This is a genomic window from Microbacterium bandirmense, from assembly GCF_037204185.1.
Taxonomy (GTDB): domain Bacteria; phylum Actinomycetota; class Actinomycetes; order Actinomycetales; family Microbacteriaceae; genus Microbacterium; species Microbacterium bandirmense.
In genome coordinates, this window is sequence record NZ_JBBDGM010000011.1 from 46,092 (window position 1) to 59,377 (window position 13,286).

Annotated in this window: 12 protein-coding genes; all 12 read left to right on the forward strand. The window is 70.2% G+C overall.

Annotated elements, in window-relative coordinates:
* Positions 1–38: 38 nt before the first annotated feature.
* The 12 genes from WDU99_RS12855 (at position 39) to WDU99_RS12910 (ending at position 13,283) form a co-directional block, all read left to right on the forward strand.
* Positions 39–1,106: a histidinol-phosphate transaminase gene (locus WDU99_RS12855; RefSeq protein WP_337332855.1), complete on the forward strand. Its 1,068-nt coding sequence runs from the start codon at positions 39–41 to the stop codon at positions 1,104–1,106.
* Positions 1,107–1,266: 160 nt separating this feature from the next.
* Positions 1,267–2,394, forward strand: coding sequence for a thiamine pyrophosphate-dependent dehydrogenase E1 component subunit alpha (locus WDU99_RS12860; RefSeq protein ID WP_337332856.1), 1,128 nt, complete (start codon positions 1,267–1,269; stop codon positions 2,392–2,394).
* An 11-nt stretch (positions 2,395–2,405) separates the two neighbouring features.
* Positions 2,406–3,371, forward strand: coding sequence for an alpha-ketoacid dehydrogenase subunit beta (locus WDU99_RS12865; RefSeq protein ID WP_337332917.1), 966 nt, complete (start codon positions 2,406–2,408; stop codon positions 3,369–3,371).
* 100 nt (positions 3,372–3,471) lie between these two features.
* Positions 3,472–4,860, forward strand: coding sequence for a dihydrolipoamide acetyltransferase family protein (locus WDU99_RS12870; RefSeq protein WP_337332857.1), 1,389 nt, complete (start codon positions 3,472–3,474; stop codon positions 4,858–4,860).
* Positions 4,861–5,065: 205 nt separating this feature from the next.
* Positions 5,066–6,061 (forward strand): metal ABC transporter solute-binding protein, Zn/Mn family, encoded by a 996-nt coding sequence (locus WDU99_RS12875; protein WP_337332858.1) that lies wholly within the window; start codon positions 5,066–5,068, stop codon positions 6,059–6,061.
* A gap of 107 nt (positions 6,062–6,168) precedes the next feature.
* Positions 6,169–6,981 carry a metal ABC transporter ATP-binding protein gene (locus WDU99_RS12880; protein ID WP_337332859.1) on the forward strand — a complete coding sequence of 271 codons (813 nt, stop codon included), beginning with the start codon at positions 6,169–6,171 and terminating at the stop codon, positions 6,979–6,981.
* Positions 6,978–7,841 carry a metal ABC transporter permease gene (locus tag WDU99_RS12885; RefSeq protein ID WP_337332860.1) on the forward strand — a complete coding sequence of 288 codons (864 nt, stop codon included), beginning with the start codon at positions 6,978–6,980 and terminating at the stop codon, positions 7,839–7,841. The genes WDU99_RS12880 and WDU99_RS12885 overlap by 4 nt, the downstream gene beginning before the upstream one ends.
* 44 nt (positions 7,842–7,885) lie before the next feature.
* Complete coding sequence (locus WDU99_RS12890; RefSeq protein ID WP_337332861.1) at positions 7,886–9,301, forward strand: DivIVA domain-containing protein; 1,416 nt, start codon at positions 7,886–7,888, stop codon at positions 9,299–9,301.
* A 30-nt stretch (positions 9,302–9,331) separates the two neighbouring features.
* Positions 9,332–9,739, forward strand: coding sequence for a Fur family transcriptional regulator (locus WDU99_RS12895; RefSeq protein ID WP_337332862.1), 408 nt, complete (start codon positions 9,332–9,334; stop codon positions 9,737–9,739).
* Positions 9,736–10,773, forward strand: coding sequence for a permease (locus WDU99_RS12900; RefSeq protein WP_420064011.1), 1,038 nt, complete (start codon positions 9,736–9,738; stop codon positions 10,771–10,773). The genes WDU99_RS12895 and WDU99_RS12900 overlap by 4 nt, the downstream gene beginning before the upstream one ends.
* Positions 10,766–11,563 carry a TIGR03943 family putative permease subunit gene (locus WDU99_RS12905; RefSeq protein WP_337332863.1) on the forward strand — a complete coding sequence of 266 codons (798 nt, stop codon included), beginning with the start codon at positions 10,766–10,768 and terminating at the stop codon, positions 11,561–11,563. The genes WDU99_RS12900 and WDU99_RS12905 overlap by 8 nt, the downstream gene beginning before the upstream one ends.
* Positions 11,553–13,283, forward strand: a complete 1,731-nt coding sequence (locus tag WDU99_RS12910; protein WP_337332864.1) for an Ig-like domain-containing protein — start codon at positions 11,553–11,555, stop codon at positions 13,281–13,283. Before WDU99_RS12905 ends, WDU99_RS12910 begins: the two co-directional genes overlap by 11 nt.
* Positions 13,284–13,286: the final 3 nt, after the last annotated feature.

Consider the following 13,286-nt stretch of genomic DNA (forward strand, 5'->3'; position numbering starts at 1 on the left):
ACCACCTGGTCTCGACGGACGCTCCATAGACTGATCCCGTGACCGAGCCGATTCTGCCCCGCATCCGCCCCGAGATCGCCGCGCTGCCGCCCTACCGCCAGGGCAAGCAGGCGGGACCTCAGGCGTTCAAGCTCTCGAGCAACGAGAACCCGTTCGATCCGCTGCCCTCGGTGCTCGAGGCGCTGCAGCACACCGCGCCGATCAACCGCTACCCGGATGCCACCGCCGGCGCCCTGCGCGAACGCCTCGGACAGAAGTACGGCGTTTCCGCCGACGCGGTGCACATCGGCACGGGCAGCGTGTCGATCCTCTATCAGCTCGTGATGGCGACAGCATCCGTCGGCGACGAGGTGATCTACGCCTGGCGCTCGTTCGAGGCGTATCCCGGCATCCCGCTGGTCGCCGGCGCAACGGGCATCCAGGTGCCCCTCACCGACGGCGCCCGGCACGACCTCGACGCGATGGCGGATGCGGTCACCGACCGAACCCGCGCGATCATCGTCTGCACCCCGAACAACCCGACCGGACCGATCGTCACCAGTGCCGAGTTCGCCGCGTTCGTCGACCGGGTCCCCGACGACGTGCTGATCATCCTCGACGAGGCCTACGCCGAGTTCGTCACCGCGCCCGATGCGGTCGACGGACTCGCCGAGCGCGTCTTCGAGCAGCATCCGAACGTCGTCGTGCTGCGCACCTTCTCGAAGGCGTTCGGACTGGCAGGGCTGCGGGTCGGCTATGCCATCGGGCATCCGAGGGTGCTCGACGCCGCACGCTCCACCGCGATCCCGCTCTCGGTCACCAGCGCCGCCGAGCGCGCCGCGATCGCCAGCCTTGACGCCGAGGCCGAGCTTCGCGACCGGGTCTCGACGATCGTCGCGCGCCGCACCCGCCTCGTGGCGGGCCTGCGCGCGCAGGGTTGGGACGTGCCGGACGCACAGGCGAACTTCGTCTGGCTGCCCACCGGCGAGGGCACCGACGCGGCGGCTGCGGCCTTCGTCGCGGCCGACCTCATCGTGCGCCCGTTCTCGGGCGACGGCATCCGCATCTCGGTCGGCGAAGAGCAATCGATCGATCGCGTGCTCGAGGTCGCCGCCGCCCTGCGCTGACTGCGCGCGCGCCACTTTCCTGCATCTGCCACATTGATCGATGTGGCAGATGCAGGAAGATGGCGCGGATGTCGGATGCTCGAATCTCCTGGATCCGGACACTTACTAGGGGCCCCGAATTATGAGTGACCGGGCATGCGCACCTCGGTAGCGTGGGGCCGTGACCTCGACCGAAACACCCCTCGTTCGCGTCCTGCAAGCCGACGGGAGCTACGCCCCGACCCCCGAAGCCGAGCAGTACCTGCCGCTCATCGACGCGCTCTCGGATGCCGAACTCGAGCAGTTCTACCGAGACATGGTCGTCATCCGCGCGATCGACACCCAGGCCACCAACCTGCAGCGTCAGGGGCAGCTCGCCCTGTGGCCGCCGAGCCGCGGGCAGGAGGCCGCGCAGGTCGGCTCGGCCCGCGCGGCACGCACGCAGGACACCCTGTTCCCCTCGTACCGTGAGCACGCGGTCACCCGCATCCGCGGCGTCGATCCGCTCGACATCATCTCGGTGATGCGGGGCAACTCGCACGGCGGCTGGAATCCCACCGACCCGAAGAACGGCAACACCCGCATCTACACGCTGGTGCTCGGCTCGCAGACCCTGCACGCCGCCGGCTTCGGCATGGGCCTGGTGCTCGACGGCAAGACCGCCACCGGTGACGTGGAGCGCGACGAGGCCGTGGTCGTCTACTACGGCGACGGCGCCTCCAGCCAGGGCGACGTGCACGAGGCCATGGTCTTCGCGGCCAGCTACAACGCCCCCGTGCTCTTCTTCCTGCAGAACAACCACTGGGCCATCTCGGTGCCCGTCGACACCCAGTCGAAGGTGCCGCTCGTCGGCCGGGGCGCCGGCTACGGCATCCCCTCGGTGCGTGTCGACGGCAACGACGTGCTCGCCAGCTACGCCGTCTCGCGCGCTCAGCTCGACGACGCGCGCGCCGGCGGCGGTCCCCGTGCGATCGAGGCGGTCACCTACCGCATGGGCGCGCACACCACCAGCGACGACCCGACCAAGTACCGCGGCTCCGACGAGGAGCAGGCCTGGGCCCAGCGCGACCCGATCACGCGCATGCGCGCCTTCCTCGAGGGGCGCGGAGCGGCGGCATCCCTCTTCGACGACGTCGAGACGGAGGCGGCGGATGCTGCCGAAGACCTGCGGTCGCGCACCGGTGCGCTCACCGCGCCGGGTCGCGAGCTGATGTTCGACCACGTCTACAGCGATCCGCACCCGCTGATGGATGAGCAGAAGGCGTGGCTCGACGACTACGAGGCGGCATTCGAAGGAGACGCGAAGTGACCATCGAGTCGATGCCCATGTCGAAGGCGCTGAACGCCGGCCTGCGCAGGGCCATGCAAGACGACCCGCGCGTGCTGCTGATGGGCGAGGACATCGGCCCGCTCGGTGGAGTCTTCCGCGTCACCGAGCATCTGCACCGCGACTTCGGTCCGCAGCGGGTGATCGACACCCCGCTGGCTGAATCCGGCATCGTCGGCACCGCGATCGGCCTCGCCATGGCCGGCTTCCGCACGGTGTGCGAGATCCAGTTCGACGGCTTCGTGTTCCCCGCCTTCGACCAGATCACCTCCCAGCTGGCGAAGATGACCAACCGGCACGAGGGTGCGCTGTCGATGCCCATCGTGATCCGCATCCCGTACGGCGGGCACATCGGCGCCGTCGAGCACCACCAGGAGAGCCCCGAGGCGTACTTCACGCACACCCCCGGACTGCGGGTGGTATCGCCGTCGACGCCGAACGACGCCTACTGGATGATCCAGGAGGCGATCCGCTCGAACGACCCGGTCATCTTCCTCGAGCCGAAGAGCCGGTACTGGGGCAAGGGAGAGGTCGAGCTCGAGGCATCCGCTGTTCCCCTGCACTCCTCGCGCATCGTGCGCCGCGGCAGCGACGTGACGCTCGTCGGTTACGGTGCAATGGTGACCACGCTGCTGCAGGCCGCTGCGATCGCCGAGGGCGAGGGCACCAGCTGCGAGGTCGTCGACGTGCGCTCGCTGTCGCCTGTCGACTACGGTCCCATCCTCGACTCGGTGCGATCCACCGGGCGGATGGTCTACGCGCAGGAGGCGCCCGGGCACACCAGCCTGGGCGGCGAGATCGCGGCGACCGTGATGGAGCGTGCGTTCTACGCCCTCGAGGCGCCGGTGCTTCGGGTCTCGGGCTTCGACGTGCCCTTCCCGCCCGCCAAGCTCGAGGGCGCCTATCTGCCCGACGCCGACCGCATCCTCGAGGCCGTCGACCGTTCGCTGGCCTACTGACCTGTCGTCATCTCGTTGAGCGAGCGAACAGTGCGAGCGATGCACTGAGCGAGCGAAGCGAGACGAAGTGACGAAACGCGATCACAAAGGACTCCGTCATATGAGCACTCAGACCTTCACCCTCCCCGACGTCGGCGAGGGGCTCACCGAAGCCGAGATCGTCGCCTGGAAGGTGGCGCCCGGCGACACGGTGGCCATCAACGACGTGATCTGCGAGATCGAGACCGCGAAGTCTCTCGTCGAGCTGCCGTCGCCGCACGCCGGCACCGTCGGCGAGCTGCTCGTCGCCGAGGGGGTCACCGTCGAGGTCGGCGCGCCGATCATCACGTTCGTCGAGAAGTCGGATGCTGACCACGCTTCTTCTGCGAGCCCTTCGTCTCGCTCCGATCGATCAGGAACCGATCAGGCGCCCGACGCGGCAGAGGGTGGCTCGGTGCTCGTCGGTTACGGTACGGGCGGTGGGGCGAGCTCACGCCGGCGGCGTCCTGCCGAGCGACCGGTGCGCACGTCGGTGGGCGTGATCGCGAAGCCCCCGATCCGCAAGCTCGCCCGTGATCTCGACGTCGACATCACCGAGGTGACACCCACCGGCAACGGCGGCGAGGTCACGCGCGACGACGTCGTGAAGCACGCCGAGCAGGCCAGCGTCTTCCGCAACATCGAGACGCCCGAGTGGGGAGAGGTGCGTGAGGAGACGCTCCCGGTTCCTGAGCGGGTGCAGCGCGACGATGCCGCGGGGCTGGCCCGTGGCATGAATCCGGTTCCTGAGCGAGCGCAGCGAGACGAAGGACGCACCGAGTCGATCCCCGTCAAGGGCGTGCGCAAGGCCACGTCGTCGGCCATGGTGCGCAGCGCCTACTCGGCGCCGCACGTCACCGTGTGGAAGGAGGTCGACGCCACCCGCACGATGGAGCTCGTCAAGCGGCTGAAGGCGTCGCCCGACTTCAGCGACATCCGGGTGTCGCCGCTGCTGATCATGGCCCGCGCCGTGATCTGGGCGGCGCAGCGCACCCCGATGGTGAACGCCGCCTGGGTCGACACCGACGGCGGTGCCGAGATCGTGCTGCGTCACTACGTGAACCTCGGCATCGCCGCGGCGACGCCGCGCGGGCTGATCGTGCCGAACATCAAGGATGCCCAGACGCTGGGCCTCAAGGACCTCGCCCGGGCGCTGAACCGGCTGACGCTCACCGCGCGCGAGGGCAAGACCAGCCCGGCCGACCAGCAGGGCGGCACGATCACGATCACGAACATCGGCGTGTTCGGGATGGACGCCGGCACCCCGATCATCAACCCCGGCGAGGCGGGCATCGTGGCGATGGGCACCATCGCGCAGAAGCCGTGGGTCGTCGACGGCGAGGTGCGTCCGCGCTGGGTAACGACCGTCTCGGGCTCGTTCGATCACCGTGTTCTCGACGGGGACGCGATGAGCCGGTTCGTCGCCGATGTGGCCGCGGTGCTCGAGGAGCCGGCCCTGCTGGTCGACTGACGGTTTCGGTCGCGTCGCTGACGTTCAGGTCGCAGTTTCGGTCGCTTCGCCGTCGTTCAGGTCGCAGAAAACGCCGCTATTCCTGCGGGAAAGCGGCGTTTTCTGCGACCTGAACAGGGGGGGAGGGATGCTGAGGTCGTCGGATTCGGGCAGAAGGCCGCTCCTCGAGTTGATAATGGTTCTCATTAGCATTTAGCATGGAGGTATGAACAAGTCCCTCGCCGCCCTCGCGCTCGCCGCAGCATCCATCGTCGTCCTGACGGGATGCTCGACAGCCGCGGGCGGAGCCGGATCCGGCGAGGGGGGCGACGCGCTCAGTGTGGTCGCCTCGACCAACGTCTACGGCTCGCTCGCCGCTCAGATCGGCGGTGACCGCGTCGAGGTCACCAGCCTGATCGACTCCGCGGCGAAGGACCCGCACTCCTACGAGGCGACCGCGCGCGACCGGCTGGCCGTGCAGAAGGCCGACCTCGTCATCGAGAACGGCGGCGGTTACGACGCGTTCATGACCGAGCTGCGCGAAGGATCGGATGCCACGGTCATCACCGCTGCGGAGTACTCGCACGACTACCCCGACGCCGTCGTCGAGGACGACGAGCACGCCGACGAGCACGACGAGCACGAGCACGCTGAGGGCGACCACGCGGAAGACGGGCACGAGGGTCACGACCACATCGCCGGCTTCAACGAGCACGTCTGGTTCGACGCGCACACCATCAGCCACGTCGTCGAGCAGATCGCCCACGACCTGGGTGAGCTCGACTCCGCAGGGGCCGCCGACTACGAGGCGGCCGCTGAATCGCTGATCGGCGAGCTGGAGGGCATCGAGGAAGAGCTGCACACGCTGCACGACCGCTACGGGGGCCGCACGGTGTTCATCACCGAGCCGCTGCCGGGCCTGCTGGCCGAGGCGGCCGGGCTCGACGACGTCGCCCCCGGGGGCTTCGCGTCGGCCGTGGAGGAGGGCAACGATGTCGCGCCGGCGACCATGCTCGATGCCCTCGCACTCATCGACGGCGGTGTCGACGCCGTGCTCGCGAACGCGCAGACCGGCGGCAGCGAGACCGAGCGGATCGAACAGGCGGCGAAGGATGCCGGAATCCCGGTGGTCACGTTCAACGAGCTTCTCGAGGCCGATCAGTCGTACGCTGAGTGGATGCGCGCAGCGATCTCGAACCTCACCGCCGCCCTCGGCGAATGAGCGGCGACTCCGCGAGCGCGCCGTCACCGGAGCCGCAGCCGTCCCCGTCGCCGGAGCCGCAGCCAGCACCCGTACCGCCGCACCCGTCACCGGCACCGCAGCAACCGGTGCTGCAGATCCGCGGGGCCGCCCTGAACCGGGGCAGCCGCGAGCTGTGGGCCGGCCTCGACCTCGACGTCGCACCGGGTGAGTTCATCGCCGTGCTCGGGCCGTCGGGCTCGGGCAAGACCACCCTGCTGCGCAGCATCCTCGGTCTGCAGCCGCTGTCGGCCGGCAGCATCCGCGTCACCGGGCAGCCCGCACGGCGCGGCAACCGCCGCATCGGCTACGTGCCCCAGCAGCGTCCGCTGCCCCCTGACACCAGCATGCGCGCCCGCGACCTCGTCGCGCTCGGAGTGCGCGGCTCGCGCTTCGGCCCGCCGATCCCGCGCCGCGGCGACCGTGCACGGGTCGACGCGCTGCTCGCCGGCGTCGGCGCGTCGCACTACGCAGAGCGCCCGGTCGGGCTGCTCTCCGGTGGCGAGCAGCAGCGGCTCCGCGTCGGACAGGCCCTCGCCGACCAGCCCGCGCTGCTGCTCTGCGACGAGCCGCTGTCGAACCTCGACCTCGCCAATCAGCGCGGGGTGACCGACATCATCGAGCGCCAGCGGCGCGAGCACGACGCGGCCGTGCTGTTCGTCACGCACGACATCAACCCGATCCTGAGCCGCGTCGACCGCATCCTCTACATCGCCGGCGGACGCTTCGTGCTCGGCACCCCCGACGAGGTGCTGCAGAGCCGCGTGCTCACCGACCTGTACGGCACGCCGGTGTTCGTGCTGCGCGCGGGTGACCGGCTCGTCGTCGTCGGTGTTCCCGACGCCGAACCGCATCACGACCACGGCGACGACGACGGGCCGTCCCAGGGAGGCCACGCGTGAGCCCCCTGATCGACTGGGGCGACGTCTTCTCGTTCCAGGACTACGGCGAGCTGCTCGCCCTGCTCTCGAACTCGCTGATCGCCGGCGCCGTGCTCGGCATCGTCGGCGGACTCATCGGCGTCTTCGTGATGCAGCGCGACCTCGCCTTCGCCGTGCACGGCATCAGCGAGCTGTCGTTCGCGGGCGCCGCCGCGGCCCTGCTGTTCGGCGGCAGCGTGGTCGCCGGATCCATCGGCGGTGCGCTCGCCGCGGCGATCCTCATCGGCATCCTCGGCTCACGCGCACGCGACCGCAACTCGATCGTGGGCGTGCTGATGCCGTTCGGGCTCGGACTCGGCATCCTCTTCCTCTCGCTCTACGACGGCCGCAGCGCCAACCGCTTCGGACTGCTCACCGGCCAGATCGTGTCGGTGTCGAACCCCGACCTCGGCTGGCTGATCGGCATGAGCATGATCGTGCTCGCAGGGCTCCTGCTGATGTGGAACCCGCTCAGCTTCGACTCACTCGACCCCGAGTCGGCGGCAGCCCGCGGCGTGCCCGTGCGGGCAGTGAACCTGGTGTTCATGCTGCTGCTCGGGCTGATCGTCGCGGTGAGCGTGCACATCATCGGCGCACTGCTGGTGATGGCGCTGCTGGTGACGCCCGCCGCCGCGGCCATGCGCCTCAGCGCCGGTCCGGTGGCGGTGCCGCTGCTGTCGGCGCTGTTCGGGTTCGTCTCCGCCGTCGGGGGCATCATGCTCGCCCTGGCGGGCACCCTGCCGGTGAGCCCGTACATCACCACCATCTCGTTCCTGATCTACGCCGGATGCTGGCTGGCGCAGCACCTGCGCCGTCGCACCCGACGCATAGCCAATGGGTGAGATCATGGATGCCGGGGGCCGACACTTCAGAAAGGCGACTTCCCTTGAGCGACGCGCATGAGCCGGGCGGACAGCAGAACGGCGACTTCTTCGATCAGCTGCTGACGACCGCACCCAAGGGGGATCACTCGGCGTTCACGCCGGCGTTCCGCGGCTACGACAAGGCCGAGGTGGATGCCGCCATCGCCACCCTGAAGGATCAGATCACCAGGCTCACCGCCGACCTCGACGGGGCGGGTGCCCGGCACAGCGCCGAGCTCGCTGCCGTGCGCGGCGAGGGGGAGCAGTCGCTCGCCGGTGCGCTCGCCGACAGTGATGCCCGGGTGGCGCGTCTCGAAGAGCAGCTCGCCGCCGCGCAGGCGCAGGCCCAGAGCTCGGCCGAGCAGGTGCTGGCGCTCACCGCCGAGCTCACGGCCGCACCTGCCGCTTCGCCGGATGACGCGGACGCCGACGAGCCGCAGAGCCGCCAGCAGTTCGAGGCCGTGCTGCGCGTGGCCGAGGAGCAGGCGAGCGTGCTGATCCACAACGCCGCCACGCAGGCGGAGCGCCTGCTCGAGGCGGCGCGCGAGGAGACCGAGGCCAAGCGCGCTGAACTCGCCGCCGACGTCGCGCGGCTCACGGCGCAGGCGCAGCAGGATGCCGACCAGGTGCGCCTGAAGATCGACACCGAGCTGACCGCGCACGAGGCGCGGCTCGAGCGCGAGGCCGCGCACGCCGCCGAGAAGGTGGTGCAGGCCGAGCAGGAGGCCGCTGCCGTGCGCACCGAGGCTGAGAAGGGGGCGGCCGCGCTGCGCGCGATGGTCACCCGCGAGACCACCGACATGCGCTCGGATGCTGAGCGCGAGGTGCGCGAGATGAACGCGCGCGTGCTGGAGTTCGAAGAGACGCTCACCCGTCGTCAGGACGACGCGCAGCAGGAATTCCTCATGCTGCACAATCAGGCCGTGGCGCACGCCGAGCGGATCACATCGGATGCCAACGAGCAGGTCGCCGCGTCGCTGGAGCACGCGCAGCGGATCTCGGGCAAGGCCGACGGCTATGAGCGGCTGATGCGGTCACAGGCGCAGGCCATCGAGGCCGAGGCGCAGGTGAAGGCCCGTGAGACGCTGGAGCGCGCCCGCGCGAAGGCGCAGAAGATCGTCGACTCGGTCACCGGTCACGCGACCGGCGTGCTGCGAGACGCCGAGGATCAGGCGCGTCAGCTGCGCTGGCAGCAGCAGCAGCTGACGAGCTTCATGTCGGAGGTGCGCGAGCTGCTGCGCCCGGAGGGCGTGCTCACCGGGCCGCCGGCGACAGCATCCGATGTCTCCGATGCGCTCCGCGACGACGCCTCCGACGCCGAGATGGATGCCGACGCCGACGCCGAGACGGACGACGACACCGACGCCGAGACGGCCTCCGACGAGGGCTTCCGCGGTGACGAGCCGCTCGACGACGAGCCCTCGGCGTCCACCGACTGAACGATCAGGCACCCGGCCTAGACTCGGATCATGGCTCAGCGGAACACCTGGCAGCGCGAGCGCGTGCGCGACGCGCTCGCCGACGCGCGCGGATTCGTGAGCGCGCAGAGCCTGCACGCCGATCTGCGTCAGGCGAACACTGGCATCGGCCTCGCGACGGTCTACCGGGCGCTGGCGGGACTGGCGGCGTCGGGCGAGGCGGACTCGCTGCAGAGCCCCGAGGGTGAGGCCCTCTACCGGGCGTGCACCACGCAGGAGCATCACCACCACCTGATCTGCCGGTCGTGCGGCCTCACCGTCGAGATCGAGGCCAAGGACGTCGAGCAGTGGGCCAAGCGCACGGCGGCGGTGCACGGCTTCCGTGATGCCGAGCACGTCGTCGACATCTTCGGTCTGTGCGCGTCGTGCGCGAACCGGCTCGACGGGCCCGGCGCGTGAGAACCGCCGAGGCGCCCGCCCGCAGTCACGCGCACACGCATTCGCGCATCCGCCGGGTGCCCACCCTGCCGGCGATCGGCATCGGGGTGGCGATCGTGGCCGTGCTGGTGCTGATCGACGTGTTCGCGCCGGCGCTGTTCGCCGATGCGCTGCCCACGCGCGCGCAGGACGGTCTGACCCTCACCCTCAGCGTGCTGATCGAGGCGCTGCCGTGGGTGATCCTCGGCGTGCTGCTGTCGATCGTGGTGCAGGTGTGGCTGCCGTCGGATGCGGTGCAGCGCTGGCTGCCGCGAAACGCATGGGCGCGACGTGCGGTGCTGTCGCTGCTGGGCATGTTCATCCCGGTGTGCGAGTGCGGCAACGTGCCCTTCGCGCGCGGCCTGATGATGCGCGGCCTCGCGCCCGCCGAGGCGCTGACCTTCCTGATCGCCGCGCCGATCGTCAACCCGATCGTGATCCTCACCACGCACGCCGCGTTCGGCTGGGACGGGGGGATCCTCGTCGCTCGTCTGGTGGGCGGATTCCTGATCGCGAACCTCATCGGATGGATCTTCAGCCGCAGTCGTGATCCGGAGGCGATGCTGACCACCCGCTTCGTCGAGACGTGCGAGCAGGTCGCGCACGAGCCGGGATCGCCGGCCCGTCGCAGCCTGGTGCAGTTCCTGGTCGAGCTGCGCGCGGTCATGCCGGCGCTGGTCATCGGATCGGCGCTGGCCGGTGCGGTGCAGGTGCTCGTGCCTCGCGACGTGCTGCTGGCGATCGGATCGAACCCGCTGCTGTCGATCCTGGCGATGGTGGCGCTGGCGATGACGGTCGCGATCTGCTCGAACGTCGACGCGTTCTTCGCCCTGTCGTTCGCCTCGACGTTCTCGTCGGGTGCGATCATCGCCTTCCTCATCGTCGGGCCGCTGGTCGACGTGAAGATGATCGCCCTGCTGCGCACCACCTACACGACGCGCGTGATCGCGGCCGTGGTGGGCGTGGTGATCCTCTCCGCGTGCGCGATCGGGATCGGGGTGAACGTCTTTGGCTGAGCACTCGGATGCCGGACACGCGGAGCCTTCGACGGCGCACGCCCTCGCCACCCGGTGGCTGGGGGTGGGGCTCGCGACGGTGGTGTCGGTCGTCACCCTCGGACTCGCCGTCACCGGGCGCCTGACGCTGTACATCAGTCCCGAGACGGTGTGGTTCGCCGCTGCCGCGGCGGTGGTGACGCTGGTGCTCGCGGTCTGGTCGTGCACGCTGCCGCTGGGCGCGGAGGGCGACCACGACCACACGGCTCGCGAGGACGGATCGGATGCTGCCGCTGCGCGGCGTCGGATGCTGCAGACCGGCGCCGTGGTGACCGGCGGCGTACTGGCCTCGGGCGTTGTGATCGCCGGGCTGCTGATGCCACCGGCATCCCTCTCTGCGGAGCTCGCGGTCTCGCGGGCCGGGGAGTCGCCGACCCTGTTCGCGGGCGCGGATGATGTGTCGCTGGGAGTGGCCGACACCACGACGTTCGGCGTCGGGGAGTGGTCGACGGCCTTCGCCACCTCGACGCGTCCCGAGAACTACGACGGCGCGCCGGTCACTCTGGTGGGCTTCGTCACGCCCGACGAGGGCGGTGACGTGAACTTGACGCGCATGGTGATCACGCACTGCGTGATCGACGCGCAGACCGCGTCGGTTCCGGTCGCCGGATCGGGCCTGACCGAGTCGTACGAGACGGGACAGTGGATCGAGGTCACCGGCACGGTGCGCGCCGACGATGACGGCACCCTGCGCATCGAACCCGACTCGGTGACCGAGATCGATGAGCCGAAGGACCCGTATGAGTACTGACGGCACCGGCGAGCCGCCACTCACCCGCGCCCAGCTGCGTGCACAGCGCGCCGCCCAGGCCGCGCAGGAGAACCCGACGGTTCCCGACGCCGGCGTTCCCGAGGCTCCCGTCCCCGGTGTTCCCGAGCAGCCCGAGGCTCCCGCTGCCGGCATCCCCGCCGCCGAGGCTCCCACCGCACCGCCGGTGCCCACCCCGACCACCCCCGTCACCACCGGCATCCCCGCCGCCGCATACGAAACGGGGGCCGACACACCAGATGTCGGACGATCCCCGGCATCCGGTCCGACATCTGGCGTGTCGGCCCCCGAAGTGTCACCCGCCCGCCGCCAGACCCCGGAACCCCGCGAAACCCCCGCCCGCGACCGGCGCTTCGCGCTCACGCTGTGGTCGGTGCTGGGCGTGCTGGCGCTCATCGTCGGCATCCTCGGCGTCGTCAGCGTGACGCAGGGTCCCCGCCTCAGCGAGGTGCAGGTCGACCCCGCTCAGGCGATCGAGACGTCGGGGAGCCGGATCATCCTCACCGCCAACCAGCGCCTCGAGACGATCGACGCCGCCCAGGTGACGGTCGAGCCCGCCGTGCCGTTCACGGTCGATGCCACCGGCCGCTCCGTCGGCGTGCGCTTCACCGCGCCGCTCGACGACTCGACGACCTACCAGGTCACAGTCGCCGGGGTGACCGCCGTCGGCGGTGGGCCGTCCAGCGATCTGGCGACCTCGTTCACCACGCCCGCGTCCGAGATCTTCCTGCTGCAGCGCGCGGTCGACGGCGACGACAAGATCTTCACCACCGATCTGTCCGGTGAGCGGGCGACGCCCGTGTTCACGCATCCGCGCATCGACGACTACCGCGCGACCGGCGACCAGCTCGTCGTCGCTGTGGAGGAGGACGACGGAACGCGACTGCTGGTGATGAACCGCGACGGCTCGGATGAGCGCGAGCTGCAGCTGCCCGGTGACGGCTACGTGACATCCGTGCAGGTCTCGGACCGTGGTGGTCTGGTCGGCTACAGCTACTCCGATCGCGAGCTGACCGAGACATCGGGCCGGGCCAGTGTGCTCGTCACGCAGCCGCTGCGCGGCGAGGGCGAACCGCGCGTGGTGCAGATCGACGGTGCCGACGCGAGCATCGCCGAGTGGCAGTTCGTGCCCGATTCGTCGTCGCTGCTGTTCATCGACTTCGACGGCGCGCTGAGCCTGGAGGACCCCACCGGCGACGCCGGCGTGCAGTCCATGGGCATCGCCGCCAGCATCCTCGGCGTCACGCGCACCACCTACACGGCGATCATCGAGCGCGCCGACGCGAGCATCGTCGAACTGAACCTCACCGACGGCTCGGAGGAGCCGCTGACCGAATCCGACCCCGACTACGGCCCGCCGACCTCGATCGAGACGTTCCCCGGCGGCACGCTGCGCCACATCGTGCAGCGCGACGACACGGGCATGCCGACCGGGCAGGCGGTCGTGAAGGTGGACGACGACGGCACGGCGACGGTGATCACCGAGGTCAGCGGCACCGACTCGATCCTGCAGGTCTGCGCGTCGCCGAGCGGGCAGTACGCCGCAGTGGCGATCGCCCCCGACCTGCCGACCAACGACTACGACGACCTGCTGCTGCCGCTGCCGAGCACGCTGCACACCCAGCTGATCGACCTGCGCGGTGATGAGGAGATGCCGAGGCTCAGCGGCTTCGACATCTCATGGTGCCGCATGGCGCCCTGACGT